The 26,436-nt window shown below is 72.3% G+C and carries 19 protein-coding genes; 5 read left to right on the top strand and 14 right to left on the bottom strand.

What is annotated here, in order from left to right; all coding sequences use genetic code 11:
- Window positions 1–24 precede the first annotated feature (24 nt).
- The gene (locus tag BJ982_RS14105; RefSeq protein WP_184880269.1) at window positions 25–645 is read left to right on the top strand and encodes a GNAT family N-acetyltransferase; all 621 of its coding nucleotides are present in this window, start codon (window positions 25–27) and stop codon (window positions 643–645) included.
- Between the two features lie 296 nt (window positions 646–941).
- On the top strand, window positions 942–2,294 hold the full coding sequence (locus BJ982_RS14100) for an MFS transporter (RefSeq protein ID WP_184880267.1): 1,353 nt from the start codon (window positions 942–944) through the stop codon (window positions 2,292–2,294).
- Window positions 2,295–2,296: 2 nt separating this feature from the next.
- Here BJ982_RS14100 and BJ982_RS14095 read toward each other — a convergent pair whose 3' ends face one another.
- The 3 genes from BJ982_RS14095 to BJ982_RS14085 are packed head-to-tail and all read right to left on the bottom strand — an operon-like array spanning window position 2,297 to window position 6,289.
- Entirely contained in the window at window positions 2,297–4,999 is a 2,703-nt protein-coding gene (locus BJ982_RS14095; RefSeq protein ID WP_184880265.1) for an FtsX-like permease family protein, read from the bottom strand.
- Window positions 4,996–5,724, bottom strand: coding sequence for an ABC transporter ATP-binding protein (locus BJ982_RS14090; RefSeq protein WP_307784653.1), 729 nt, complete (start codon window positions 5,722–5,724; stop codon window positions 4,996–4,998). The genes BJ982_RS14095 and BJ982_RS14090 overlap by 4 nt, the downstream gene beginning before the upstream one ends.
- Window positions 5,714–6,289, bottom strand: coding sequence for a PadR family transcriptional regulator (locus BJ982_RS14085; protein ID WP_184880263.1), 576 nt, complete (start codon window positions 6,287–6,289; stop codon window positions 5,714–5,716). Before BJ982_RS14085 ends, BJ982_RS14090 begins: the two co-directional genes overlap by 11 nt.
- A gap of 132 nt (window positions 6,290–6,421) precedes the next feature.
- Between BJ982_RS14085 and BJ982_RS14080 the strand changes: the two genes are divergently transcribed.
- On the top strand, window positions 6,422–6,961 hold the full coding sequence (locus tag BJ982_RS14080) for an FHA domain-containing protein (protein ID WP_184880261.1): 540 nt from the start codon (window positions 6,422–6,424) through the stop codon (window positions 6,959–6,961).
- A gap of 54 nt (window positions 6,962–7,015) precedes the next feature.
- On the opposite strand, the gene BJ982_RS14075 is transcribed toward BJ982_RS14080, so the two are convergent.
- Window positions 7,016–7,558, bottom strand: coding sequence for an RICIN domain-containing protein (locus tag BJ982_RS14075; RefSeq protein ID WP_184880259.1), 543 nt, complete (start codon window positions 7,556–7,558; stop codon window positions 7,016–7,018).
- Between the two features lie 239 nt (window positions 7,559–7,797).
- Between BJ982_RS14075 and dacB the strand changes: the two genes are divergently transcribed.
- Window positions 7,798–9,369 carry a D-alanyl-D-alanine carboxypeptidase/D-alanyl-D-alanine endopeptidase gene (gene dacB / locus BJ982_RS14070; RefSeq protein ID WP_239123351.1) on the top strand — a complete coding sequence of 524 codons (1,572 nt, stop codon included), beginning with the start codon at window positions 7,798–7,800 and terminating at the stop codon, window positions 9,367–9,369.
- A gap of 86 nt (window positions 9,370–9,455) precedes the next feature.
- On the opposite strand, the gene ilvC is transcribed toward dacB, so the two are convergent.
- The 5 genes from ilvC to BJ982_RS14045 form a co-directional block, all read right to left on the bottom strand.
- A complete protein-coding gene (ilvC, locus tag BJ982_RS14065; protein WP_507763470.1) occupies window positions 9,456–10,451 on the bottom strand; it encodes a ketol-acid reductoisomerase in 996 nt (331 codons plus the stop codon).
- A gap of 31 nt (window positions 10,452–10,482) precedes the next feature.
- A complete protein-coding gene (gene ilvN, locus BJ982_RS14060; protein WP_184880257.1) occupies window positions 10,483–11,007 on the bottom strand; it encodes an acetolactate synthase small subunit in 525 nt (174 codons plus the stop codon).
- Between the two features lie 58 nt (window positions 11,008–11,065).
- Window positions 11,066–12,856 carry an acetolactate synthase large subunit gene (locus tag BJ982_RS14055; protein ID WP_184880255.1) on the bottom strand — a complete coding sequence of 597 codons (1,791 nt, stop codon included), beginning with the start codon at window positions 12,854–12,856 and terminating at the stop codon, window positions 11,066–11,068.
- A gap of 299 nt (window positions 12,857–13,155) precedes the next feature.
- Window positions 13,156–15,744, bottom strand: coding sequence for a putative bifunctional diguanylate cyclase/phosphodiesterase (locus BJ982_RS14050; protein ID WP_184880253.1), 2,589 nt, complete (start codon window positions 15,742–15,744; stop codon window positions 13,156–13,158).
- Window positions 15,745–16,020: 276 nt separating this feature from the next.
- The gene (locus tag BJ982_RS14045) at window positions 16,021–16,929 is read right to left on the bottom strand and encodes a 2-hydroxyacid dehydrogenase (protein WP_184880251.1); all 909 of its coding nucleotides are present in this window, start codon (window positions 16,927–16,929) and stop codon (window positions 16,021–16,023) included.
- 81 nt (window positions 16,930–17,010) lie between these two features.
- Between BJ982_RS14045 and BJ982_RS14040 the strand changes: the two genes are divergently transcribed.
- On the top strand, window positions 17,011–18,135 hold the full coding sequence (locus tag BJ982_RS14040; protein WP_184880249.1) for a PQQ-dependent sugar dehydrogenase: 1,125 nt from the start codon (window positions 17,011–17,013) through the stop codon (window positions 18,133–18,135).
- An 84-nt stretch (window positions 18,136–18,219) separates the two neighbouring features.
- On the opposite strand, the gene BJ982_RS14035 is transcribed toward BJ982_RS14040, so the two are convergent.
- From BJ982_RS14035 to BJ982_RS14015, 5 genes are all read right to left on the bottom strand, one after another.
- Window positions 18,220–20,559 carry a VanW family protein gene (locus BJ982_RS14035; protein ID WP_184880248.1) on the bottom strand — a complete coding sequence of 780 codons (2,340 nt, stop codon included), beginning with the start codon at window positions 20,557–20,559 and terminating at the stop codon, window positions 18,220–18,222.
- Window positions 20,560–20,777: 218 nt separating this feature from the next.
- A complete protein-coding gene (gene gatB, locus BJ982_RS14030; RefSeq protein WP_184888824.1) occupies window positions 20,778–22,265 on the bottom strand; it encodes an Asp-tRNA(Asn)/Glu-tRNA(Gln) amidotransferase subunit GatB in 1,488 nt (495 codons plus the stop codon).
- 17 nt (window positions 22,266–22,282) lie between these two features.
- On the bottom strand, window positions 22,283–23,773 hold the full coding sequence (gene gatA / locus BJ982_RS14025; RefSeq protein WP_184880246.1) for an Asp-tRNA(Asn)/Glu-tRNA(Gln) amidotransferase subunit GatA: 1,491 nt from the start codon (window positions 23,771–23,773) through the stop codon (window positions 22,283–22,285).
- Entirely contained in the window at window positions 23,770–24,069 is a 300-nt protein-coding gene (gatC, locus tag BJ982_RS14020) for an Asp-tRNA(Asn)/Glu-tRNA(Gln) amidotransferase subunit GatC (RefSeq protein WP_184612401.1), read from the bottom strand. Before gatC ends, gatA begins: the two co-directional genes overlap by 4 nt.
- 122 nt (window positions 24,070–24,191) lie before the next feature.
- Window positions 24,192–26,264, bottom strand: a complete 2,073-nt coding sequence (locus BJ982_RS14015; protein ID WP_184880244.1) for a putative bifunctional diguanylate cyclase/phosphodiesterase — start codon at window positions 26,262–26,264, stop codon at window positions 24,192–24,194.
- Window positions 26,265–26,436 lie beyond the last annotated feature (172 nt).

The raw sequence follows: 26,436 nt of genomic DNA, 5'->3' as shown, positions 1-26,436 counted from the left end.
GCCCCGGTCGGCTAGGAAGCTTGCGTGTTGAAAGGCAGCGAAATCGGGCTCAGGGCCCGGCACGAGGACGACATCCCGATCCTGCAGACCGAGCTCCACGACGACGTGGTCACCTCCTCCCGGGCCGCGGGCCGTCCGTGGCGGCCGATCACGCCCGGCTCGAAGGAGTCGCCGTTCGCGGTGGACGACAAGGAGCGGCGGGACGTCGCCTTCTCCGTGGTGAAGCTGGACGGCGGCACGCTGGTCGGCGTCGCGACGCTGTGGGGCATCGACGACCACAACCGGTCCGCGCACATCGGGCTGGGGCTGCTGCCGTCGGCCCGCGGCAAGGGCTACGGCACCGACGTGGTCGCGGTGCTGTGCCACTACGGTTTCGTCGTGCGCGGCCTGTGGCGGCTGCAGGCCGAGACGTTGTCGGACAACGTCGCGATGCTGCGCTCGGCCGAGCGCAACGGCTTCGTCCGCGAGGGCGTGCTGCGCTCCTCGGCCTGGGTGATGGGCGAGTTCCTGGACCTGGTGCTGCTCGGTCTCCTCGTCCAGGACTGGAAGCCGGACCCTGGCCGCCACCGGACGGGCGAAGGGCGGGTCCCGGAGCCGGCACCGGCGGCCGAGGGCCGGGACGGCTCACCACGTCAGGGCCTCTGAGCCTCCGTCGCTCCTGAGACCGTGGTTGACCTTGCCCTTGGGGCAGGCCGCAGCATCGTCGGCACCGGCCGAGACGGCCGGGACGAGGAGGAGTGGTGCGGCGGCTGCTGACGATCGGCGTGTTCGCTCGGGCCGCCCGGCTCGCTCACCGTCCCGTGCCGCCGTCACGGCCGGCGTCCGCGGCGGCCGGTTCTTCCAGGACTCGCGCCTTCCCCACGCCGGAAACATGGATCTATTGCGGGATGTGTGGTTCTGGGGGCTGGCGGGGCTGGGGAGGGGTGGGCTGTAATGACGCAATGGTCCCTCCCCCTGAGGCGCCGGGGGTCGGCGGCGTCTCGCGCGGCGTCCGGCTCGGCTACGGCGTCGGATCTTTCTGCACGGCCACCTTCACCACCGTCCCCGGCCTTCTGCTGCTGTTCTACCTGACCAACATCCTCGCGGTGCCCGCGTGGCTGGCCGGGCTGATCGTCTTCGCGCCCAAGGCGTGGGACCTGTTCGCCAACCCGCTGGTCGGCCAGTGGTCGGACCGCACGGTCTCCCGCTGGGGGCCGCGCCGCCCGTGGATGCTCGCCGGCGCGCTGGTCCTCCCGGTGAGCTTCGCGCTCACGTTCGCCGGCCCGCCGCTGAGAGGCGTGCCCGCCGCCCTGTTCGTCGGGGTGTTCTTCCTGCTCGCGGCCACCGGGTACGCGCTGTACGAGGTGCCGTACAAGGCGATGCCCGCCGAGATGACCGAGGACTACCACGAGCGCACGTCCCTGCTGCAGTGGCGCATGATCTTCGTCGCGCTCGCGGTGGCCCTGAGCGGCATCATCGCCCCCGGCATCGCCGCGCACTCCGTGGACGGCTACCGGCTGATGGGGATCGTCTGCGGCGCGGTGCTGCTGGCCGCCATGGTGGGATCGTTCCTCGGGACGGCCAGGGCGCCGTTCACCGGAAACGCGGAGCCGGAGGCCGGCCTGCGCGCCCAGCTCGCCGCCGCCAGGGACAGCCGCCCGTTCCTGTGGCTGCTCGGCCTGTCATGCGCGCAGACCCTGGCCACCGGGGTCATGCTCGCGGCGGCCCCGTACTTCGCCGCCTACATCGCCGGGGACACCTCGGCCACCAGCACGTTGTTCGCCGCCCTCGTCGGACCCATGCTCGTCACGATGCCGCTGTGGGTGCGGATCGCCCGCCGGATGGACAAACGCGGCGCGATGGTGCTCGCCGGGCTGCTGTTCATGGGCGGGGCGCTGCTGACCGTGCTGACCCCCCTGCTCGGCATGGTGTACGCGCACGCCATGATCGTCATCGTCGGCGTGGGGTACGCCGGGCTCCAGCTCCTGCAGTTCTCCATGCTGGCCGACGTGATCGCCCACGACTCCGCCGTCAGCGGCAAGCGCAGGGGCGGCGTCTTCACCGGCCTGTGGACCGCCGCCGAGAACGTGGTCACCGCCCTCGGCGCCCTGGTGGTCGGCGCCGGGCTGGCGATGGGCGGGTTCGTCTCCTCCGACCCCGAGAACCCCGTCACCCAGCCCGGCGGCGCGGTGACCGCCGTCCTGCTCGTACAGACCGTCGTCCCCGCGCTCATCACCTTCGCCGGCGTCCTGATGACGCTGAAGTACCGCCTGACCGCCGCCCACCTGGCCACGGCGGCCCCGCGCACGACCTGACGTCACTCCATGCGGCGCGCCAACGGGATCCGCGTCCGCGCGAACAGCCCCGCGACGAGCGCGGCGACCACGGGAAGCAGCACCACCAGCGCGACGATGGACGGCCACGGGATCACCACGACCGGCGTGGGGATCCGGGAGACGGGGGTGTACGACACCCAGCCCCCGTAGCCGGGGAACACGTTCATCCGCCAGGTCGTGGCGATGCCGGGCACCAGCCCGACCAGGGCCCCGAGGGTGACGCCCGTGGCCGCGACGAACCACGCCTGCCCGGCAGTCACCAGGCGCCGCAGCCGGGGCGGCGCCCCCACCGCGCCGAGCGTGGCCACGTCGGGCCGCGCGTCGGCGGCGGCGAGCCCGGTCGCGGCGAAGGTGCCGCCGAGGACGAGGATGACGGCGGCCCCCATCAGCACCAGGAACGGGAGCTCGTTGCGCCGCGGGCCCTGCTCCAGGGTGATGTAGGTGAGGGAGGTGACCGCCGCCACCCGGCGCGTGATCCGCGCCTCCTCCTCGGAGGTCACCTGGTGCACCGCGGGGTCGATGACCAGCTCCGACGGGCGCGCGTCGAGTTCCAGCGTGGCGGCCAGGGAGAGCGGCAGCAGGGCGTCGGCGGCCGGCCTGCGCTCGGGGTTCACGGTCACCGCCGGCACCTGCACCCGCCGCGCGGAGCGGCGGCCCAGCGCGTCGCTCTCCGAGATGCTCAGCGTGGCCTTGCCGTCGCGGGCGAGCGCGGCGAGCAGCACGGCCTTCCCGTCCGCCAGCGCGGCGGCCGACGCCGGGTCTTCGCGGCCCACCAGGTACCGCAGGAGGTCGGCGCCGCCGACCATGACGCGGCCGTACAGGCGGCCGCACGGCTCCGGCTCATCGCACTGACCGGCACAGGCGCTCGGATCGGCGCACCGAGGTTCGACCACGGCCACGTTCCTGGACCGGCCCGCGTCTGTGAAACGCGTGTAGACCAGCATGGTCGGAACACCAGGCAGCGCCTGTTCGACGGCGGCCCGCACGAGCGGCATCTCCGCGCCCGTGCCGCTCGTGCCCTGGATCACCAGGGATCCGCGCGTCCACTCCGGACGGTACTGGCGGGCGTACCGTTCCCCTTCGCTGGCGGACAGGATCGACACGGCGACCAGCCCCGCCGTGGCGGCCATCACCGCGGCCACGGCCGGCGCCGTGCGGCCCCTGTTGCGCGCGGCGTCGCGTCCGGCGAGCTTGAACGGCAGCGGCAGGCGTACGGTGACCCGCGCGGCGAGGCCCACCAGCATCGGCGTCATGGCCACCAGGCCGAGCATCGCGAGCAGGGATCCGGCGATGACGCCGAGATAGGAGGTGGCCCAGACGCCGGGCGACCTGTGGGGACCGGTGACCCAGAGGGCTCCCTGCCTGGTGCCGCCGATGGTGAGCGCCAGGCCGGCCACCGTCATCACCAGGCCGGCCACCGGCCACCCCCTGCGGGCGGCCACGGCGCCGCGCCGTCCGGCCAGGACGGCCACGACGTCGGCGCGGGCGGCCTGGCGCGCCGGCACCACGGCGGCCAGCAGCGCGCTGACCAGCCCGAGCACGGCCACGCCCGCGACCGGGACCCACGGCACCTCGAACGGCCCTGAGGAGGGGACGAACGCGGTCCAGAGCCCCACCGCGAGCGTCGCCCGGGCCAGGCCCAGCCCGCCGAGCAGGCCGAGCACCGCGGCGAGGCCGCCGAGCACGAGGCCGTCGGCGAGGACCACCCGTCGCAGCTGCGCCGCCGACGCGCCCTGGGCGGCGATCAGGGCGAGCTCGCGGCGGCGCCGCCGTATCCCGACCGCGAAGGCGGGCCCCGCCAGCAGGACGACCTCCAGGACGATCATCATCACGCCCATCCCGGACAGCAGCATCTGGAGGCCGGACCGCGGAGCGGGCGCCGCGTCGGACTCCAGGGCCTCGGGGGGCGGGTCCATGACCATCGCGCGCGCGACGACGACCGACCCCCGCGCGTTGAACCGCTTGATGTCGTCCCAGGTCACGGGCCTCGACGTGTCGACGAGCCACTCGGTCGAGGGCGTGTGGACCGCCAGCCGGCCGCCGGGCAGGCCCACCACGAGGCCCGTGCGAACCGCCTGAGGCGCGGTGACGGTGCCGACCACCCGGTACGCGCGCGGGTTCCCCAGCAGGGTGAGGGTCGATCCGGCCGTGACGCCGTGCGCGGCGAAGTCGGGCGAGACCACCACCTCGTCCGTGGCGCCCGGCAACCGGCCGTCGCGGAGGACGAACAGGCCGCGGGTCATCGGCTCCCGCAGGTCGAGCTCGCTGACCGAGGCGTCCCCCAGCCATCGGCTGCTCCGGTAATACTCGGCCGAGCCCGTCCATGGGACGACCTTGCTGCCCGCGGGCAGCAGGCGCGCGACCTCCTCAGCCGTCCACGGCCGCGCGGGCGTCGGTTCCTTCCCCGGCCTCCCGGAGCCGGTGCTCGTGACGTAGGTGCCGGTGTGGTCCTGCTCGACGCCCTCCTCGTCCGACCACGCGTTGGTCCGGATCAGCGCGTCGGCCGACCCGAGCTGAGCCGCCAGCCCCTCCTGGGGGGAGACGTCGAACGTGACGAGCAGGGTCAGCATCGCCGTGATCGCCAGGACGGGCAGACCGACCATGGCCACCACCAGCGAGCTTCTGCCCTTGGCGCGCCAGGCGTCCCGGCGCGAGATCCGCAGCGCGGCGCGCGCCCCGCTCACCTCGCCCCTCCGGAACGCGCACGGACCTGCTCCACGCCCTCGTCCGTGCGGTCGGCGATGGCACCGTCCCGCAGGAAGATCACCTTGTCGGCCCAGGCGGCGTGGCGGGGCTCGTGGGTGACCAGGAGCACCGCCGCGCCCGCGTCGCACCGCGCCCTGAGCAGGGCCAGGATCTCCTCCCCCGCGGCGGTGTCCAGCGCGCCGGTCGGCTCGTCGGCCAGCAGCAGCCTGCGCCGCCCCACCAGGGCGCGCGCGATGGCCACCCGCTGCCGCTGCCCGCCGGACAGCTCGTCGGGGAACCGGTGGCCGGCCCCGGGAACCCCGGCCTCGTCCAGGACCTCCCTGGCCTCGCGCCGTGCCTGGCGGGCCGCGACGCCGTCCAGCTCACGCGGGAGCATGACGTTCTCCTCGGCCGTCAGCGACGGGATCAGGTTGAGGTCCTGGAAGACGTATCCGACGTGCCTGCGGCGCAGCCTGGCCAGCGCCTTGGCCGAGAGCGTCCCGAGCTCGGCGCCCTCCACGGCGACCGTGCCCGAGGTGGGCCGGTCGAGCCCTCCGGCGATGTTCAGCAACGTCGACTTGCCCGACCCCGAAGGGCCCATGACGGCCACGAGCTCGCCCGCGGCCACTTCTAAGCTCACGCCGTCCAGGGCGCGGACCGCCTGTGGACCCTCCCCGTGCACGCGGGTCACCTCGGCGAGCCGCACGACACGCTCACTCATCATCACTCGTCTCCTGAGAAGTCCTGCCGTTGGACGCGGACCGGCCCGGTGCCCGCCCTGAGGACGGCGGCTCGGCGAGCACGGCCTCGCAGTGGTCCAGCCAGCGCTGCTCGGCCTCCGCCTGGAAGATCATGGAGTCGAGCACGAGCCGCTGCGCCGCCCCGGACTGCGCCCGCTTGGCGCGGGTCAGGTCCTGCAGCGTGCGCATGGTCGCGGTGCGCTGCGCCCCGACCACCTGCCGCACGTCGACCTCTCCCGCGGTGACGGCCATGGCGAGCTTGATCACCAGCTCGTCGCGGGGCCGGTCGGCCTGCGCGACGGGGGTGCCGAACCATCGCCGCAGCTCCGCCCGGCCCTCCTCCGTGATGGCGTAGACGACGCGCCCCTGCTCGTCCTGCTCCCCGGGCGCCACCAGCCCGTCCCGCTCCATGCGCGACAAGGTCGTGTAGACCTGGCCGATGTTCAACGGCCAGGTCGCCCCTGTGGACGCCTCGAACTCGGCGCGAAGCTGATACCCATACCGTGGCCCCTGCGTCAGAAGAGCCAGCAGACCATGACGGACCGACATGAATACTGAGTATGCATACGCAGTATGCTCCGCACAACCGTTCTACCGGAGCCCGGGTATGTGGACGCGCCGTAATGCCCGAGATCCCGCATATTCTGGACACCCTGCCGTTGCCAGACCGATACTCGGGACATGAGTTCGACGCACCCGCCTGTGCGCGCCTCCGATGGGGACCGTGATCGCGCGATCGATCAACTGCGCGATCATGCCGTCGAGGGGAAGATCTCACACGACACGTTCCTCGGACGGGTCGACCAGGCGCTGCGGGCGCGCAGTCAGGTCGAGCTGACCGACCTCGTGTCCGACCTGCCGCCGCGCGGGAAGTGGCGGCGCAGGCTCACCGAGTCCGTCTCGGCGATCTCCGAGTTCACCAACCGGGTCGAGAGCGCCTGGAGGCGGCCCCGGCTCCCCCGGCTCGCGCTGCCGGGGGACAGCCGCGTGCGGTACGTGGTCGGCCGGGGAGCGGAGTGCGATCTGGTGCTGAGCGATCTCACGGTCTCGCGCGTGCACGCCGAGCTGCGGCGGGACAGCGACGACTGGATGCTGATCGACCTCGGGTCGCTCAACGGGACGCGCCTGAACGGCTGGCGGCTGGTCGGGCCCGCGCGGGTGCGCATCGGCGACGAGGTGTCGTTCGGCGAGTGCGCGTTCGTCCTGGCGACGGCGACCTGAGACGCGGCCGGGACCGCGCCGGGGAAGGCGGTCCCGGGGCGTCCGCGGGCTGGGTCAGCCCACGTTCCTGATCTGCCCGTTCTCCACGACCCACCGGAGGTTCGTGGACGGGTCCGAGCAGTTGTGCCAGAGGTAGGCGGGCACCTTCGCGCCCGAGTTGTCGCCGCCGCTGTCCAGGCAGTACCCGGTCGCGACGTTCCTGATCCGCCCGCTCTGGATCACCCAGCGGAGGTTGGGCGAGGGGTCGGCGCAGCCGCGCCACAGGTAGGCGGGGACCTTGCTCCGGGAACTGTCGCCGCCGCTGTCCAGGCAGTAGCCGGTCGCGACGTTCTTGATCCGCCCGTTCTCGATCACCCACCGCAGGTTCGGCGAGGGGTCGGCACAACCGCGCCACAGGTAGGCGGGGACCTTGACGCGGGAGCTGTCGCCGCCGCTGTCCAGGCAGTAGCCGGTCGCGTCCCTCTTCATGGGCTTCATGGGGGCGGGCCCGTTCGCGGCCCGGGCGGCGCCCGCGCCGGGGACGAGGGCGAGCGCCGTGAGCACGGCCAGGGCGGCGGCCCGGGGGCGCCGGGCGGCCGTCGGTGCGGCTCGTCGCATGAGTACTCCGATCTTCTGTGACCACCGGTGGTGCCGGTGTTCGTGAGGATGCCGTCACCGAGTTTTCACGCACGGAAGCCGATACGCTACTTTCCGTAGCGACAGGTTGTCCTCTCGCCGCCGGTCACGCCGGCGGCGGCGCCTGCCGCGCGGTCGCGCGGGACATACGTAGGTTTTCGTATTGCCCACGCCGACGATCTTGCCGATGATCCGTGCAACCCCCCACTCGGAGGCATGCCGTGCGCAAGCGCAGACCATGGATCACCCTGTCGATGGCGGCGGCCCTGGCCGCGACGTTCACGCAGGCCACCGGCGGGGCCACCGCCACGGCCGCCGATCCCGCGCCGGGGGTCACGGACCTCGTCCAGGACCTGGACCGGCTGCTCGGCGATCCGCGCCTGGTCGTGGCCGGTTCCGGCCTGGTCGTCAGGAGCGCCGCGACCGGCGAGCAGTTGTACGCCAAGGACGCGGGCAAGGTGCTCGCCCCGGCGTCCAACACCAAGCTGCTGACCTCGGCCGCGGCCGTGGACACCCTCGGCCTCGACTACCGCTTCACCACGAGCGTGCTGAGCGCGGGCCGCCGCGCGGGGGCGACGCTGACCGGCGACCTGTACCTGAAGGGGACCGGAGACCCGACCATGCTCGCCTCGGACTACGACGCGCTCGCGGCCAAGGTCGCCTCGGCCGGGGTCAAGGTGGTCACCGGCAGGCTGGTGGCGGACGACACGTGGTTCGACGCCTCACGCCTCGGCACCGACTGGGCGCAGGACGACGAGCCGTACTACTACGCGGCGCAGATCTCGGCGCTGACCGCCGCGCCGGACACCGACTACGACGCCGGGTCGCTGATCGTGTCGGTGGCGCCGGGTGGCGCGCAGGGCTCGCCGGCCAAGGTGAGCACCACGCCGGAGACCGACCACGTCACGATCGAGAACCACGCCACGACGGGCACGAAGACCGACGTGGCGGTGACCCGCGAGCACGGGACGAACACGATCGTCGTCACCGGCACCGTCGCCGGCGCCGGCGCCTACGACGAGTGGATCGCCGTGGACGACCCCACCGGGTACGCCGCGTCGCTGTTCAGGAAGGCGCTGACCCGGCACGGCGTGCGCGTGCTCGGCCGCACGTCGCGGGGCGCGGCGCCGGCGACGGCCACGAGCGTCGCCACGCGCGCGTCGATGCCGCTGCGCGAGCTGCTGGTGCCGTTCATGAAGCTCAGCAACAACATGCACGCCGAGATCCTCACGAAGGCCATGGGCCGAAAGGTGTCCGGCGCGGGCGGCTGGAGCGCCGGGCTGGCCGTGACGCGGGCGTTCGCCGCCGCCAACGGGGTCAAGGCGCTGAGCCTGCGCGACGGCTCGGGGCTGTCGCGCGCGGACGGCGTCACGCCGGGCGAGCTGACGGCGTACCTGATAGCGCTGCGCGCCAAGCCGTGGTTCCCGGCCTGGTACGACGCACTGCCCGTCGCGGGCGTCTCCGACCGCCTCACCGGGGGCACGCTGCGCGGTCGCATGGCCGGGACCCCCGCGGCCGGCAACGTCCACGCCAAGACCGGGTCGCTGACCGGCGTCAGCGGCCTGTCGGGCTATGTGACCGGCGCGGACGGCGAGCCGCTCGTCTTCTCGATCCTGACCAACAACTATCTGTCTGCGAGCCCGAAGGACTTCGAGGACGCGGTGGCGGTGCGGCTGGCGAGGTTCTCCCGGACGACGCCCGCGGACGCGACCGGCGCGCTCAGGAGCGCGGACCCGCGCCAGGCGCCGGACGGCGACCTCGAATGCTCCTGGCGCAAGCCCGCCCCGTGCTGAACGACCGCCGATGACGCCACGAGGCCGGTCCTCTTCCCATCGGGAAGAGGACCGGCCTCGTCAGACGACGCGCGACCGGGAGAAGGTCACTTCTCCTTGAGCCAGCTCATCATCGGGCGGAGCTTGGCGCCGGTCTTCTCGATCGGGTGCTCGGAGAGCTCCTCGCGGTACTTGCGGAAGTTGCCCTGGCCGCCGTCGAACTCCTCGACCAGCTCGCGCGCGAACGCGCCGGACTGGACCTCGCCGAGGATGCGCTGCATCTCCTTCTTGGTCTCGCTGGTCACCACGCGCGGGCCACGGCTGTAGCCGCCGTACTCGGCGGTGTCGGAGACCGACCAGTACATCTTGGAGATGCCGCCCTCGTACATGAGGTCGACGATCAGCTTCATCTCGTGCAGGCACTCGAAGTAGGCCACCTCGGGCTGGTAGCCCGCCTCGACCAGGGTCTCGAAGCCGGTCTTGATCAGCTCGGACACGCCGCCGCACAGCACGGCCTGCTCGCCGAACAGGTCGGTCTCGGTCTCCTCGGTGAAGGTGGTCTTCAGCGCGCCGGCGCGGGTGCCGCCGATGGCCTTGGCGTACGAGAGCACGAGCGGCCAGGCGTCGCCGCTGGCGTCGCGCTCGACGGCGACGAGCACCGGGACGCCGCGTCCGGCGGTGAACTGGCGGCGCACGAGGTGGCCGGGGCCCTTCGGCGCGACCATGGCGACGTCGACGCCCTCGGGCGCCTCGATCAGGCCGTAGCGGATGTTGAGGCCGTGACCGAAGAACAGGGCGTCGCCCTCGACGAGGTTCGGCGCGACGTGCTCGGCGTACAGGTGACGCTGGATGTGGTCCGGCGCGAGGATCATGATGAGGTCGGCCTCCTCGGCGGCCTCCCCCGGGGTCACGACGCGCAGGCCGTCGTTCTCGGCCTTCTCACGACTCTTGGAACCCTCGGGCAGGCCGACGCGGACGTCCACACCGGAGTCGCGCAGCGACAGCGCGTGGGCGTGGCCCTGGCTGCCGTATCCGAGGACGGCCACGTGCCGGCCCTGGATGATCGACAGGTCGGCGTCGTCGTCGTAGAAGATCTCAGTCACTAGCTTGTTGCCTTTCGTGGGTTCGTACGGCTCACGCGCTGCGGTCCAGGGCCCGCAGCGAGCGGTCGGTTATGGAACGGGCGCCGCGGCCGATGGCCACCATGCCCGACTGGACGAGCTCCTTGATGCCGAACGGTTCGAGCACCCGGATGAAGGCGTCGAGCTTGTCCGGCGTGCCGGTGACCTCGATGGTCACCGCGTCGGTGGCGACGTCCACGCAGCGGGCGCGGAAGAGCTGGACGAGCTCCAGCACGTTGGACCGCGTCTCGGCGTCGGCCCTGACCTTGATCAGGGTGAGCTCGCGCTGCACGGACTGCGCGGGGTCCAGCTCAACGATCTTGATGACGTTGACCAGCTTGTTGAGCTGCTTGGTGACCTGTTCCAGCGGGAGCTCGGCGACGTTGACGACGATGGTCATGCGAGACACGTCGTCGTGCTCGGTCGGCCCGACCGCGAGCGAGTCGATGTTGAACCCGCGCCTGCTGAACAGCGAGGCGACCCGGGCCAGCACGCCCGGCTTGTTCTCGACGAGAACCGACAGCGTGTGGCGGCTCATGCGTTCCCTCCCGCGAAACCTGTCAGGCGTCCGGACCGCGCGCGGGGCAGATGCCCGGTCACAGGTCCTCCTCGTTGTCCCACACGGGAGCCATGTCCCGCGCGATCTTGATCTCGTCGTTGCTGGTGCCCGCCGCGACCATGGGCCAGACCATGGCGTCCTTGTGGACGACGAAGTCGACGACCACCGGCACGTCGTTGATCTCCATGGCCTTGCGGATCGTCGCGTCGACGTCCTCGGGGCGCTCGCACCGCAGGCCGACACAACCGTACGCCTCCGCGAGCTTCACGAAGTCGGGAATGCGGCGGACCGCCTGCAGGTCGGTGTTGGAATAGCGCTCGTTATAGAACAACGTCTGCCACTGCCGGACCATGCCGAGGTTGCCGTTGTTGATCACGGCGACCTTGATCGGCACACCTTCGAGCGCGCAGGTGGCGAGCTCCTGGTTGGTCATCTGGAAGCAGCCGTCCCCGTCGATGGCCCACACCACGGCGTCGGGCCTGCCCATCTTGGCGCCCATGGCCGCGGGCACCGCGAAGCCCATCGTGCCCGCGCCGCCGGAGTTGATGAACGCCCCCGGCCGCTCGTAGGAGATGAACTGCGAGGCCCACATCTGGTGCTGGCCCACGCCGGCGAGGTAAAGGGCGTCCGGGCCGACGATCTCGCCGAGCCGCTTGATGACGTACTGCGGGGCGAGCGAGCCGTCGGCGAAGTCGTCGTACCCGAGGGAGTAGGTCTCCTTGTAGCCGTTCAGGATGCTCCACCAGGCGGCGTAGTCGCCGGCGTGCCCCTCGGCCTGCTCGTTCTTCACGGCCCCGATCAGGTCGGTGAGGACCTCGCGGCAGTCGCCCACGATGGGGACGTCGGCGTGCCGGTTCTTGGAGATCTCGGCCGGGTCGATGTCGGCGTGGATGACCTTCGCGTGCGGGGCGAAGCTGTCCAGCCTGCCGGTCACGCGGTCGTCGAAGCGGGTGCCGAGCGCGACGATCAGGTCGCTGCGCTGGAGCGCCCCGACGGCCGCCACCGTGCCGTGCATGCCCGGCATGCCGAGGTGCAACGGATGGCTGTCGGGGAAGGTGCCCCGGGCCATCAGCGTGGTGACCACCGGGATGCCGGTCAGCTCGGCGAGCTGGGCCAGTTCGGCCGCGGCGCCGGCCTTGTGGACGCCACCGCCGACGTACAGCACCGGCCGCCTGGCCTCGGCCATCAGGCGCGCGGCCTCCCTGATCTGCTTGGAGTGCGGCCGGGTGACCGGACGGTAGCCCGGCAACCGCATGGTGGGCGGCCAGGAGAAGGTGCCCTTGGTCTGCAGGACGTCCTTGGGGATGTCGACCAGGACCGGCCCCGGCCGGCCGGTCGCGGCGATGTGGAACGCCTCGGCGACGATGCGCGGGATGTCGGCGACGTCGGTGACCAGGAAGTTGTGCTTGGTGATCGGCATGGTGATGCCGCAGATGTCGGCTTCCTGGAACGCGTCGGTGCCGATCAGCGGCGTGGCGACCTGCCCGGTGATGGCGACGATCGGCACCGAGTCCATGTAGGCGTCGGCGATGGCGGTCACCAGGTTGGTCGCGCCCGGGCCGCTGGTGGCCATGCAGACCCCGACACGGCCGGTGGCCTGGGCGTATCCCTCGGCCGCGTGGCCGGCGCCCTGCTCGTGCCGTACAAGGACGTGCCTGACCTTGGTGCTGTCGTAGAGCGGGTCGTAGGCGGGCAGGATGGTGCCGCCGGGAATTCCGAACACCGTGTCGACCCCGACGTGCTCCAGCGCCCGAACCAGGGCCTGCGCACCTGTCAATTCTTCGGTCATCGGCTCGTTTCCTCGCGTGGCTGAGCTGGGTGTGGCCATAAAAAATGCCCCGCCCCGCCGGGAGGCGGTGCTGGGGCTGCGCGCAGGCTGGGGACTCTTCGTCAGCGACCCGCGCGCCGGCGAAGTACTACGCCATCGAGCCGGACGAGCCCGGCGATCTGGTCCCCAGTGTTACGCATGCCGCAACGATAGCCCCTGACACAACCGACGTGTCAAATCCCCGGACAACAAGTCTCACGATATGGGATCTCGGACGGTGGCCGGCACCGGCGCGGGACGCCACGCCGGACCCGGCCCGGGTCCGGTCGCCGGGACGCCCGCGCGCCCGCCGCAGACGATCAGGCGGTGTTCTGCAGGGGCGGGCAGTCCGTGCGCATGAGGGTGTCCACGCCCCGGGGCGCCATCGGCCGCGCCACCAGGTAGCCCTGGCCACGCGAGCAGCCCATCTCGCGCAGCAGCTCAAGCTGCTCGGGCCGTTCGATGCCCTCGGCCACGACGGTCAGCCCGAGGTCGTGGCCGAGCCGGACGATGGTGCGGGTCAGCAGCGTGAGCGCCTCGTCGCTGCCCAGGCCCGACACGAACGACGGGTCGATCTTGATCATGTCGACGGGCAGCGTGCGCAGCAGGGCCAGGGAGGCGTAGCCGGTGCCGAAGTCGTCGATGGCCAGGCGCACGCCGAGCGCGCGCAGCGAGCCGAGCCGCTCGATGACCTCCTCGGCGTCCTCGACGAGCATCTCTTCGATCACTTCGAGGGTGAGGGCGCTCGCGGGCAGGCCGCTGTCGGCCAGCGCGGCCTCGACGGTCTCCACGAACCGGGGCGCGGTGATCTGGCGGCTGGACAGGTTGAGCGACAGGCCGATGTCGGAGGACGACGCCCGCCAGGCCGCGACCTCGCGGCACGCCTCGCGCAGGATCCACTCGCCGAGCGGGACGATCAGGCCCGTGTCCTCCGCGGCGCCGAGGAACTGCTGCGGCGGGACGAACGCCCCGCCCGACCACCAGCGCACCAGGGCCTCCACGGCGGTGATCCGCGAGGTGGCGAGGTCCACCACCGGCTGGTACTCGACCGCGAACTGCTCGGCCAGCAGGGCACGCTGAAGGTCCGCGGCCAGTTCGAGGCGGCGTACGACGTCGGCGTGCATGTGGGCGGCGAAGACCTCGACGCGGCGGCCGCCGTGCTCCTTGGCGCGGGTCATCGCGACGTCGGCGTTGCGGATCAGGTCGCCGGCGGGCAGGCCGTCCTCGGCGAAGGCCACGCCGACGCTGGCGGTCAGCGCGATGTCGCGGTCGGCCACGCGGAACGGCTCGGTGGACACCGCGCGCAGCAGGCGTTCGGCGAGGTCGATGGCCGACTGCGCGTCGGCGGACCCGGAACCGCCGGATTCGAGCAGGAGGGCGAACTCGTCGCCGCCCCACCGGGCCAGCGTGTCGTCGGTGCTGACGGCCGCGCGCAGCCGCCGGGCGGCCTGGCTGAGCAGGTAGTCGCCGCTGGCGTGCCCCACCGAGTCGTTGACGCCGGTGAAGCCGTCCAGGTCCATGAAGATCACGGCGGTGCGCGAGGCGCCCCTGCGGGCCAGGACCTCGCGGGTGCGCTCCTCGAAGTAGGCGCGGTTGGGCAGGCCGGTCACGCCGTCGTGGAAGGTCAGGTGGGCGACCTGGTTGCGCAGCGCGACCTGGTCGCTGACGTCGCGCGTGGAGATCAGCACCAGGTCCTCACCCTCGCGCGGGTGGCGCGTGGCGACGGACTCGGCGGGCCGCCACGTGCCGTCGGCCGCGCGTACCCGGCAGTCGATGCGGCAGGCGCCGGGGCGGTCGGCGTCCTCCTCGACGGCCATGGCGCGCAGCGCGGCCTGGATGGCGGGGACGTCCTCGGAGTGGACGTAGCCGTAGACCGGCTGGCCGAGAAGGTCCTGCGAGCGGTAGCCGTACATGGCCTCCACGCCGGCGCCCATCTCGCGGATCACGCCGTCGAGATCCACGACCAGGACGACGTCCCCGGCGTTCTCGGCGAGCTGGACGAGCTGGCGCTCCCCCGACTCCAGGCTGCCGCGCATGCTGGCGGTGGAGATGTCCAGGACGAACACCTTGACCAGCAGCACCAGGACGACCGACCCGGCCACGAGCGGCAGCGCGGGAGTCCACGGCCCCGGCCCGCCGGTCATCACCCGTACCGCGACGACGACGGTCGCGACGGCGACCAGGGCCAGCGGCGCGGCGTCCACCACGGCGGCGGGCCAGCCGCGGCGGGGGCGGGCCCGGCCGGACCAGGGCGTGACCGCGAGGAGCAGGAACGCGACCGGGGCCAGCATGCCCACGATGAGTGACGGCTCGCCGTTCGCGGCGGCCCGGCCGACCGAGGTGGCGAACTCCTGGACGGTGATCGCGGCGAGCACGCCGAGCGCGCCGAGGCCCACGCGCCGCTCGGGCGAGCGCGAGGCCAGCACGGCCGGGGCGACGGCGCAGGTCGCGAGCAGGCACACGACCGGCGAGGCCAGGGAGCCGGGTTCGTCGGTCTTGGCGTAGACGGGGGCGAGCAGCGTGACCCAGCAGATCGTGAACAGCGACGCCGCGCCGACGTAGGCGCCCGCCGCGTAGTGGAGCAGCGACCGGCCGTAGGCGGTGCGGCGCGCGGTGCTCCCGCAGCCGAAGGCGAGGAGCAGGACGCCGACGAGTAACAGCACGTCGGCGAAGGTGAGCACGAAGGGCGTGCCCTCGGCGATGGGCCGCACCCCCTCGCCGGTGAGCCAGATGATCGACCCGAAGGCCAGGCGGCGCAGGGACGAGGCGCGGTGGCGGCGCGAGCGGCGCGCGGCGCGCACGGAGCCGACCAGCAGGCCGGCGGCGGCCACGAGGCCCGCGACGACCCCCGCCACCGCGGTGACGACCACGGAGGACCCGTTGACCAGGAGGGCGGCCGCGAGTGCCACCGCACCGAGACCGGCGGCGGCGGTCAACGGGACCCTCGGGTCACGTAGGCCGTTCAACGTCGTCGCCCATGCGGCTCATCCCTGTCACGTCGCCAGTGTCCCGCCCGACTGGTGGCGCGGGAGGCGACAACCGTCCGGTCGTCACCGTTCTGATAACCGCCGTGCCTTCCGAACGGTCGCGCGGTGAGATTCACCGTACGCAGCGGAGGTCACGAGGCAGCCACGGTCTGACTTTGCTTTCTTATCGTTCCGAGTCAGGAATGAATGTCAAGCGTGTCAGTACGAGCCCGTGATGACGTTCTTCAGCGGTTCCCCGGACAGGTATCTCAGCATCTGAGACCTCAGGAGTTTACGCAGCCGCCGCCGGGACGCGGGCGTGCTGCCGGCGACGTGCGGGGTGATGAACACGCCCGGCGCCGACCACAGCGGGTGGTCCGGCGGCAGCGGCTCGGGGTCGGTGACGTCCAGCGCCGCGCGCAGCCGGCCGGCGCGCAGCTCGGCGACCAGTGCCTCGGTGTCCACGACCGGTCCCCTGGCGGCGTTGACGAGCAGCGCGCCGTCCTTCATCGCCGCGAGGAAGGGGGCGTCCACGAGCCGGGCCGTGCCGGAGGTGGACGGCACGAGCAGCACCACCACGTCGGCCTCGGGCAGCAGGCGGGGCAATTCGTCCTCACCGTGCACGCCCTCGCGGGGCGTCCGCGCCACGCGCACGACGTCCACCTCGAAGCCGTCCAGGCGGCGCTCCAGCGCCTGGCCGATCGAGCCGTACCCGACGATCAGCACGGTGGCGTCGGCGAGCACGCCGGTGTGGTGGTAGGTCCACTCGCCGCGCTCCTGGGCGAGGGCGAATCCGGGGAACTCGCGCAGGACCGCGATCATTGCGCCCACGGCCCACTCGGCGGTGCCGGCGTCGTGCACGCCACGGGCGTTGCACAGGACCACGCCGTCCGGCAGATGCGGGACGTAGGCGTCCACGCCGGCCGACACGGTCTGCAGCAGGCGCAGGCTCGTCATGCGCGCGAGCATCTCGGCCGTGGCGCGCGGCGGCATCAGCGGAGGGATCCAGACCTCCACCTCGTCGACGCCCTTGGGCGGCTCGGGGCCGCCGTCGTAGACCTCGCACTCCACGCCCGGCAGATCGGCCAGGACGTCCACGACGTCCTGGGACGGAGCCCAAATCTTCATGACCGTCAACCCTAACGACCGCCCCGCGAGCCGGGAACCTCGCGGTCCGCGGGCGAGTATGGAGTTCACGGAGGAGGTCACATGTCCAACCGAACGTTCCGCCGCGGGGCCCGCCGGCGCGCCGCCGCCGGGGTGCTCGCCGGGGCGCTGGCGGCCGGGTGCGCCGCGGACGGCGCCGGGCGCGCCGACGCGGGAGATCCGCCCGCCACGCGGCCCGCGCCGCCCGCCGTCACGCCCGAGCGTCAACCCAAGGCGCCCCGCACCCTGGCCGCGGACCTGGCCGTGCCGTGGGCCGTCGCCTTCCTGCCCTCCGGCGACGCGCTGGTCACCGAGCGCGACTCGGCCCGGCTGCTGCGCGTCACCCCGTCCGGGCGGGTGAGCGAGGCGGGGGTGATCCGTGACGTGTCCCCCGCCGGGGAGGGCGGACTGCTCGGCGTCGCCGTCTCGCCCAGGTTCGCCCAGGACCGGTCGGTGTTCGTGTACTTCACGGCCGCGGACGACAACCGCATCGTGCGCTACCGCTACGACCGGACGCTGTCGAACCCCGTCACGATCCTGAGCGGCATCCCCAAGGGCGCCATCCACAACGGCGGGCGCCTGGAGTTCGGCCCGGACGGCTACCTGTACGCCTCGACCGGCGAGTCGGGCGACCGTCCCCTCTCCCAGGACCTCGGCTCGCTGGGCGGCAAGATCCTGCGCATGACCACCGAGGGCAGGCCCGCGCCCGGCAACCCGTTCGGCAACGTCGTCTGGACCTACGGCCACCGCAACGTGCAGGGCATGGCCTGGGACCGCGCGGGCCGCATGTACGCCACCGAGTTCGGCCAGAACACCTACGACGAGGTCAACCTCGTCGAGAAGGGGCGCAACTACGGCTGGCCCGAGGTCGAGGGCTTCGGCGGCGGGAAGAAGTACACCGACCCGCTGCTCACCTGGCCCACCAGCGAGTCCTCACCGTCGGGCCTGGCCTACGCGGGCGGGTCCCTGTGGGCGGCGGCGCTGCGGGGGCAGCGGCTGTGGCAGATCCCCCTCACCCCGGCGGGCCGGGCGGGCAGGCCGATCGCCAGGTTCAAGGGAGAGTACGGGCGGCTGCGCGCGGTGGCGGCGCCCCCGGACGGGAACCTGTACGTGGGGACGAGCAACAAGGACGGGCGGGGAAGTCCGAGGCCGGGCGACGATCGCATTCTGGTCGTCCCGTTGAGGTAGGCCCGGAGGCGGCGGGTCCTGGCCAGGTGTTCTCAGGAGGGGTGGGTGGTCTGCGGGGGGAGGTGTGGCGTCTCGGGGCCCGGCTCACTTCTTCCCATTGCCGTTGCCGTTGCCGTTCCCGTTCCCGTTGCCATTCGGCGTGGCGGTCTTGTCGGGCTTCGCCTTGGGTGCGGGATTGCCGATGTTCTTAGTCTTATTCGGGGTGGCTTTGGGGTTTTTGACGGATTCGCTATTTTTGTCCTTATTTTTGTTCTTTAATCGTTTCTGTCCGGTGGGGGATGGTGTGGCCGTGGGTGTCGAACCGTCCCCCGCCGGAGGCGTGCGGCGCAGCTCCGGATCCGACGTCAGCGAGCGGTCCCCCTTGCAGATCACCCGCGCCTGCGGGTCGTAGGTCATGGTCTGCGGCTGGTCGCGCCGGACGACCTCGCCGTCCTTGGAGAACACGCGGGTCACCGTGACCGTGAACCCGGGCGCGCCGTCCGAGGGAACGCAGTCACCGCCGTCGTAGGTGAAGGTCTGCGGCGGGGTGATCGCCGTCTTCGCCGAGGTCTCGGCCTTGATCTCGTCGTAGAGCTTGGTGCTCCAGAGGTTCACGGTGATCGACATGCCCGTCGCCTCGGCCGTCACGAGGATCCCGTACCGGGTGTCGTTGCGCCACCGCAGGTCGGGCTCGGGGTAGAACACCGCCGCGTCACGCCCGGGCGGGTAGCGCGGGATGTGGATGACGTGCTGGGAGTGCTCGACGTCCTCCAGCCCCGCGAGGTAGACGGCGTTGTACATGGTGGTGGCGAGCTGCGAGATGCCGCCCCCCATGATCAGCACGAGCCGGTCGCCCTGCACGGCCTGGGCCGACACGAACCCCCGGGACGACTCGGGACGGCCCACGGCGTCGTTGAGCGAGAACGTCTCCCCCGGCTTGACCAGCCGCCCGTCCACGAGCCTGGCCGCCCGCTGGATGTTGGTCACCCGGGCGGCGCAGCACCGGAAGGTCGTCGTGAACGTGGAGACCTTCTCCTTCACGCCGAGCCCGAGCGCGTCCTCGTCGGTGAGCGCGGGCGGCGTGAGGGCCAGCGACACCGGGATGACCCGGCGCCCGCCGTGCTCCATCAGCCGCGCCAGCGCCGCGTTGAGCCCGGTCACGTCGACCCCCTTGCCCGTGCGGGCGGGGACGAGCTTCGGGGTGTCCTTCTCGATGACGAACCCGGCCGCCCGCGCGGCCTCGGCGACGCCCACGAGCCCGGCCTCCAGGCCGCCGATCGCCTTGTGGGTGTCGAACCGGGGGCCCACGTCGCCCTGCTCTCCGGGCGCGAAGACCAGGTTCGCGGCGACGGCCGCCGGGGTCAGCGTCGCCCGCCTGCCGCCGTTGGTGAGGAGGATCGGCGCGGCCACCGCGCGCCGCGCGTCGTCCATGAAGGGGGCGAAGGCGTTTTCGCGGGCCTTGGGGAGGATGGTCGTGACCGAGAGCGGGGCCGAGGACGGGGCGCTGACGAACGCCGCCTTGACGGCCTCCTCCGCGGCCCGCCGGTCCAGCGCGAGGCCCTCGCGCGGCGGGATCAGGCGCGGGGTGACGCCGTCGTAGACGATGCGCCCCTCGCGGACGGGCCTGTCGATCACCTGCGCGACCTTGCGGATCTCCTGCGCGAGCTTGACCTGGTTGGACGTGAGCCGCAGCGGCAACTCGCGCCTGCCGGTGAAGGCCCGCCAGACGTCGGCGGGGCTCGGGAAGCCGGTCTCGGCGTCGGCGACCGTGGCCTGGGCGTCCACGGCGAGCCCGATCTCGCTGGGCCTGATCTTGCCGACGGGCCTGCCGCCGAGCAGCAGCGGGACGTCCCGCTGGTCGTTGACGTCGAAGCGGGCGTGGACCAGGTCGAGCGCCTCGGTCTGCGTCATGCCGCCGATGGCGATGCCGGCGACCTGGGTGCCGGGCAGCACCTTCCCCCACATGTACGTCGCGGGGATGCAGTAGCCGAACATGAACAGGATCGCGAGGCCGCCGACGAGGATGAGCATGCGGCGCAGGCGGCTCCGGCGCCCGGGCGGGTCGGGGACCATGACGATCGACGGCTGGGCGGCCGGGTCGTCCATGCTCCAGCGCACGCGCGGGCTGCCGGTCATCGGCCACGGCTCGGCGGGCGGCGAGGGCGGCGGCAGCGTCGGCGGCCTGCCGGACGAGGAGGACGGCGGCGTGGGCGCGAACACCTCGGGCGACACGCCCGGAGGCAGCGGCGACACGCCGCGGGGAAGCTTCTTGCGCGTCGGCTGGGAGACGGGCTCCTTGTCGTCGCCGGATCGGCCCCGCCGGCCCGTGGACGACGAACCGGACGACGAAGAAGAAGGGGTGCCGGACGAGGGATTGGATTTGTCCGGTCGCACCGCCGAGTACGGGTCGGGCGGCGGGTCGATGGACGCTCCGGCGTTCCGCACGCCCTCGTCTCCTCCCGCTCCGTACCTGTTCCCCCGCCTCACCCTAAACCACGGGCACGCGCAAATTCTTCTACATCAACGGATGAATTCCGCCCCACGGACGGACGTTCGGAGAGTGAAACCCATACCTCGTGCAATGGGACCACGCCCGCCGGAAACGGCGGCGGGCCCCGCGACCGTGTCGCGGGGCCCGCTCGGACGGGTGTGCGGCGGCCGGGCTACGCCTGGACGCCCAGCTTCTCCAGGATCAGCTCCCGGGCGCGTCCGGCGTCGGCCTTGCCCCTGCTGGCCTTCATCACGCCGCCGACCAGGGCGCCGACCGCGGCGATCTTGCCGGCCCGCACCTTGTCGGCCGCGTCGGCGTTCTGGGCGAGAACCTGGTCGATGATCGAGGACAGCTCGCCCTCGTCGCTGACGATGCGCAGGCCCCGGGCCTCGACGACCTCGTCGGGCGAGCCCTCGCCCGCGAGCACGCCCTCCAGCACCTGGCGGGCCAGCTTGTCGTTCAGCGCGCCGGAGGCGACCAGCTCGACGACCCGGGCGATCTGCGCGGGCGTGATCGGCAGGTCGGCCAGGGCCGTGCCGGACTCGTTGGCGCGGCGGGCCAGCTCGCCCATCCACCACTTGCGCGCGTCGGCGGCGGGCACCCCGGCGGACACCGTGGCCTCCACCAGGTCGATGGCGCCGGCGTTGTGCATCGCCGCCATGTCCAGGTCGGAGACGCCCCACTCGCCCTGCAGGCGCCTGCGCCGCGCCGAGGGCAGCTCGGGCAGGGCCGCGCGCAGCTCCTCGACCCACTCCGGCGCGGGGGCGATGGGCAGCAGGTCGGGCTCGGGGAAGTAGCGGTAGTCCTGTGCCTCTTCCTTGGACCGGCCGGAGGTGGTGGCGCCGGTGTCCTCGTGGAAGTGGCGGGTCTCCTGCACGATCTTGCCGCCCTCGGCGAGGATGGCGGCCTGGCGCTCGATCTCGCCCCGCACGGCCCGCTCGACGCTGCGCAGCGAGTTGACGTTCTTGGTCTCGGTGCGGGTGCCCCACGCGGAGGACCCGCGCGGCATCAGCGAGACGTTGACGTCGCAGCGCAGAGACCCCTCCTCCATGCGGACGTCGGACACGCCGAGGGCGCGCATCAGCTCGCGCAGCTCGGTGACGTACGCCCGGGCGACCTCGGGCGCGAGGCCGTCGGTGCCGGGGATCGGCTTGGTGACGATCTCGACGAGCGGGATGCCGGCCCGGTTGTAGTCGACGATGGAGTAGTCCGCGCCGTGGATGCGGCCGGTGGCGCCGCCGACGTGGGTGGACTTGCCGGTGTCCTCCTCCAGGTGCACCCGCTCGATCTCGATGCGGAACGGGCGCCCGTCCACCTCGACGTCGAGGTAGCCGTTGGAGCAGAGCGGCTCGTCGTACTGGCTGATCTGGTAGTTCTTCGGCATGTCCGGATAGAAGTAGTTCTTCCGGGCGAACCTGCACCATTCCGCGATCGTGCAGTTCAGAGCCAGCCCGATGCGGATCGTCGACTCGATGGCCTTGTCATTGGCCACCGGCAACGCCCCCGGCAGCGCCAGGCACACCGGACACACATGCGTGTTCGGCGGCGCCCCGAACGCCGTAGGACACCCGCAGAACATCTTGGACGCGGTGCCGAGCTCGACATGCGTCTCCAGCCCGAGCACCGGCTCGAACCGCTCCAGCGCCTCGTCGAACGGCATGGAGGTGTGGGTGGTGGTCACAGGGACGGAGCCTCCTTCAGCAGCGGGCCGCCCCAGCGGTCCTCGAACGCCTTCTCCATTGCGGCGCCGACGCGGTAGCAGCGGTCGTCGCCGAGGACCGGGGCCATGATCTGGAGGCCCACGGGGAGGCCGTCCTCGTCGGCGAGGCCGCACGGTACGGAGATGGCCGCGTTGCCGGCGAGGTTGGCCGGGATCGTGCACAGGTCGGCCAGGTACATCGCCATGGGGTCGTCGGCGCGCTCGCCGATCGGGAAGGCGGTGGTCGGGGTGGTCGGCGAGATCAGCACGTCGACCTGGTGGAACGCGGCCTCGAAGTCGCGGGCGATCAGCGTGCGGACCTTCTGCGCCGAGCCGTAGTAGGCGTCGTAGTACCCGCTGGACAGGGCGTAGGTGCCGAGCATGATGCGCCGCTTGACCTCGGGGCCGAACCCGGCGGCGCGGGTGAGTGCCATGACCTCCTCGGCGCTGCGCGAGCCGTCGTCGCCGGCGCGCAGGCCGTACCGCATGCCGTCGAACCTGGCGAGGTTGGAGGAGCACTCCGAGGGGGCGATCAGGTAGTAGGCCGGGAGCGCGTAGGCGAAGTTCGGGCAGGAGATCTCGGCGACCTTGGCGCCCATCGACTCCAGAAGCTCGACGGCCTCGTGGAAGCGGGCCAGCACGCCCGGCTGGTAGCCCTCGCCCCCGAACTCCTTGACCACGCCGACGCGCAGCCCGGCGACGTCGCCCTGGCGCGCGGCCTCGACCACCGGCGGGACCTCGGCGTGGATGGAGGTGGTGTCCATCACGTCGTGGCCGGAGAACGCCTCGTGCAGCAGCGCGGCGTCCAGGACGGTGCGGGCGAACGGGCCCGGCGTGTCCAGCGAGGAGGCGAACGCGATGAGCCCGTACCGCGAGGAGCCGCCATAGGTGGGCTTCATGCCGACGATGCCGGTGACGGCGGCGGGCTGGCGGATCGAGCCGCCGGTGTCGGTGCCGGTGGACAGCGGCGCCTGGTAGGAGGCCACCGCGGCGCTGGAGCCGCCGGAGGACCCGCCGGGGATGCGGCCGAGATCCCACGGGTTGCGGGTCGGGCCGTAGGCGGAGTTCTCGGTGGAGGAGCCCATCGCGAACTCGTCCAGGTTCGTCTTGCCGAGGATCACGAGGCCCGCCTCGCGCAGGCGCGCGGTCACGGTCGCGTCGTAGGGCGGCCGGTAGCCTTCGAGGATCTTGGACCCGGCCGTGGTCGGCATGTCGGTGGTGGTGAAGACGTCCTTGTGGGCGATGGGCACGCCGGCCAGCGGGCCGAGCTCCTCGCCGGCGGCGCGGCGGGCGTCGACCGCGCGGGCCTGGGCCAGCGCCGACTCGGTGGCGACGTGCAGGAAGGCGTGGACCTGCCCGTCGACCTCGGCGACACGGTCGAGGTGGGCCTGGGCGACCTCGACGGCCGAGACCTCGCCCGAGGCCATGAGCGCGCCGAGCTCGGCTGCGGTCTTGCGGGTGAGACTCATGCCTCCTCCCCGAGGATGCGCGGGACGCGGAAGCGGTCGTCCTCGACGGCCGGGGCGGCCGCCAGCGCCTGCTCCGGGGTCAGGCTCGGCCGCGTCTCGTCGGGACGGTAGACGTTGGTGAGCGGCAGCGCGTGCGAGGACGGCGGGACGTCGTCGGTGGCGACCTCGGACACGCGCGCGACCGCGCCGATGATGGCGTCGAGCTGGGTGGCGTAGTGGTCGAGCTCGGCGTCGTTCAGCGCCAGCCGGGAGAGCCGGGCGAGGTGAGCGACCTCGTCGCGGGTTATGGCGGACATGAGTCGTTAACCCGTTTCATGGATGGCAATCGGACAGTGACATCATCCTAGGGCGCGTGACCGAACGTGGCCGAACCATTAACCTCCGTTCGGCCGGCCTCGACGAACCGCCGCGCCCCGGGCTAGCAGGCCGTCACCTCGGCGGATCCGCGGCGGTCGTAGGAGTCGGGGGTCCCGCCCATGCGCGCCCGCAGCCAGCCGGTCACGTCCTCGGCGGGCATCGGCTCGGCGAACCGCCAGCCCTGGGCGGCGTCGCAGCCCATGTCGCGCAGGCGGCGCGCGACCTCCTCGGTCTCCACGCCCTCGGCCACCGACCGCAGGCCGAGCGAGCGGACCAGGTCGACGATCGAGCGGACGATGCGCTCGTCGTCCATCGACTTGCCGAGCTGCTGCACGAACGAGGCGTCGATCTTCACCTCGCACACCTGGAGGCGCTGGAGCCGGACCAGCGAGGAGTACCCGGTGCCGAAATCGTCCAAGGACAGGGGGATGCCCAGCTCGACCAGGGCGTGGACCGAGTCGGAGGTGTACGCCTGGTCGGTCATCAGGATGCGCTCGGTCACCTCCAGCTGGATCGCCCGCGGCGGCAGGCCGAGGCGGTCCAGCCCGGCCTCCAGCGTGTCCGGGAGGGCGGAGTCGAGCAGGTCGCGGGCCGAGACGTTGATCGAGATCGGCACCTCAAGCCCGGCGTGCCACCAGTCGGCGGCCTGCTCCAGCGCGGCGTCGATCACGTGCTGGGTGATCTGGTGCATCAGGTAGGACTGCTCGGCCAGGGGGATGAAGTCGGACGGGGAGATCGGGCCGCGCTCCGGGTGCCACCACCGCAGCAGGGCCTCCACCCCCTCCACCATGCCGGTGGCGAGGTTCACCTTGGGCTGGTAGTGCAGGCGCAGGTCGCTGCCGCCGATGGCCCTGCGCAGGTCGCCGAGCAGGTTGAGCCGCTCGGGCGAGTTGCGGTCCTTCTCGGCGTTGTAGACCTCGACGCCGGTGCGGCCCTCCTTGGCGAAGTACATGGCCACGTCGGACCGCTGGAGGAGCAGCTCGAAGTCGGGCGCGTGGTCGGGGTAGAGCGCGATGCCGACCGAGGCGTCCATGTCGAAGGTCATGCCCTCCAGGCGCACCGGCTGGGTGAGCGCGGCGCGCAGTCGCGCGGCGACCTCGCGGGCGGCCATGGCGTCCCGCACGGTCGGCAGCAGGACGGCGAACTCGTCGCCGCCGAGCCGGGCCACCACGTCGCCCGGCCGCACGCTGTGGGTGAGGCGGTGGGCGACGATCTGCAGCAGCCGGTCCCCCACGGGGTGCCCCAGCGTGTCGTTGACCTCTTTGAAGCGATCCAGGTCGAGAAGCAGCAGGCCCACCCGCGTGTCGTCGCGGGCCTCCGCCAGGGCCTCCTCGGTGCTCAGGATCAGCAGCTTGCGGTTCGGCAGGGACGTGAGGCCGTCGTGCATGGCCTGGTGGTCGCGGCGCACCGACATCGAGGCGGTGAAGTACATGGTGGCCAGCGGCGCCACGAACAGCGGGACCAGCGCGGGCGAGCGGCTCATCACGACCACGACCAGCGGCGCGAGGCCGAGCAGCGCGGCGTAGACCACGCTCTGGTGGCCGATCGTGGTGCGCAGCACGCGGGTGAGCGAGCGGCGCTCGTGCAGCGCGACGGCGCCGCAGACCAGCACGCCGCGCACGGCGAAGTAGGCGAGGGCGGCGAGCGCGACCGCCGTCATGTCGACGCCCTCGGGCACCCACGGGACGGCGGGGCGCGGATGGTGCCCGAAGAGGCTGAGGACCACCCCGGCGGCGGTGGACGCCAGCGTGACCTGGGCGACGTTGAACGCCACCCGGTGCCAGGCCCTGCGGTGGGACAGGCCGCTCACCACCAGGGCGAGCCCGTGGACCAGCACGGCCACCGAGAGGCCGTAGTAGAGCAATATGGCGAACGTGAACATGGTCGAGGTGGCAGTGCCGCCGACCAGGCGCGAGGTGGAGACGACGAGCGGGCGGAGCTCCCCGAGCACGACCAGCACCACCAGCACCCAGAACAGGGAGGTGCGCGCCAGCGTGACGAGTTCCCAGGCACCGAGCCGCACCTCGGCGACGACCAGCGCCGCGAGCCCTGTGAGCACGACTCCCGTGATGTAGGTCCAGAGCGGGGACAACGGGCGCGGAGCGGTGTCGCGTGTGTCGGATGGGTCCGTCATAGGCAAGTAAACCCCCAAGAGGTCACTATGGGAGGGTACGGCCTTTGGGCCACTTCGCGAAACCGGTTGGGCACGTTGCGTCACCGAATATTTCGGGACCTCGTGTTACGTCACCCTTCCTCCGGCTCCCCCAGCCGGTCCGGATCCCGTGAAATGCCCCCTGGAACCCTCC

The organism is Sphaerisporangium siamense (assembly GCF_014205275.1).
In the GTDB taxonomy this organism is placed as follows: Bacteria; Actinomycetota; Actinomycetes; order Streptosporangiales; family Streptosporangiaceae; genus Sphaerisporangium; species Sphaerisporangium siamense.
This window is presented reverse-complemented; position numbering and strand designations above follow the sequence as displayed.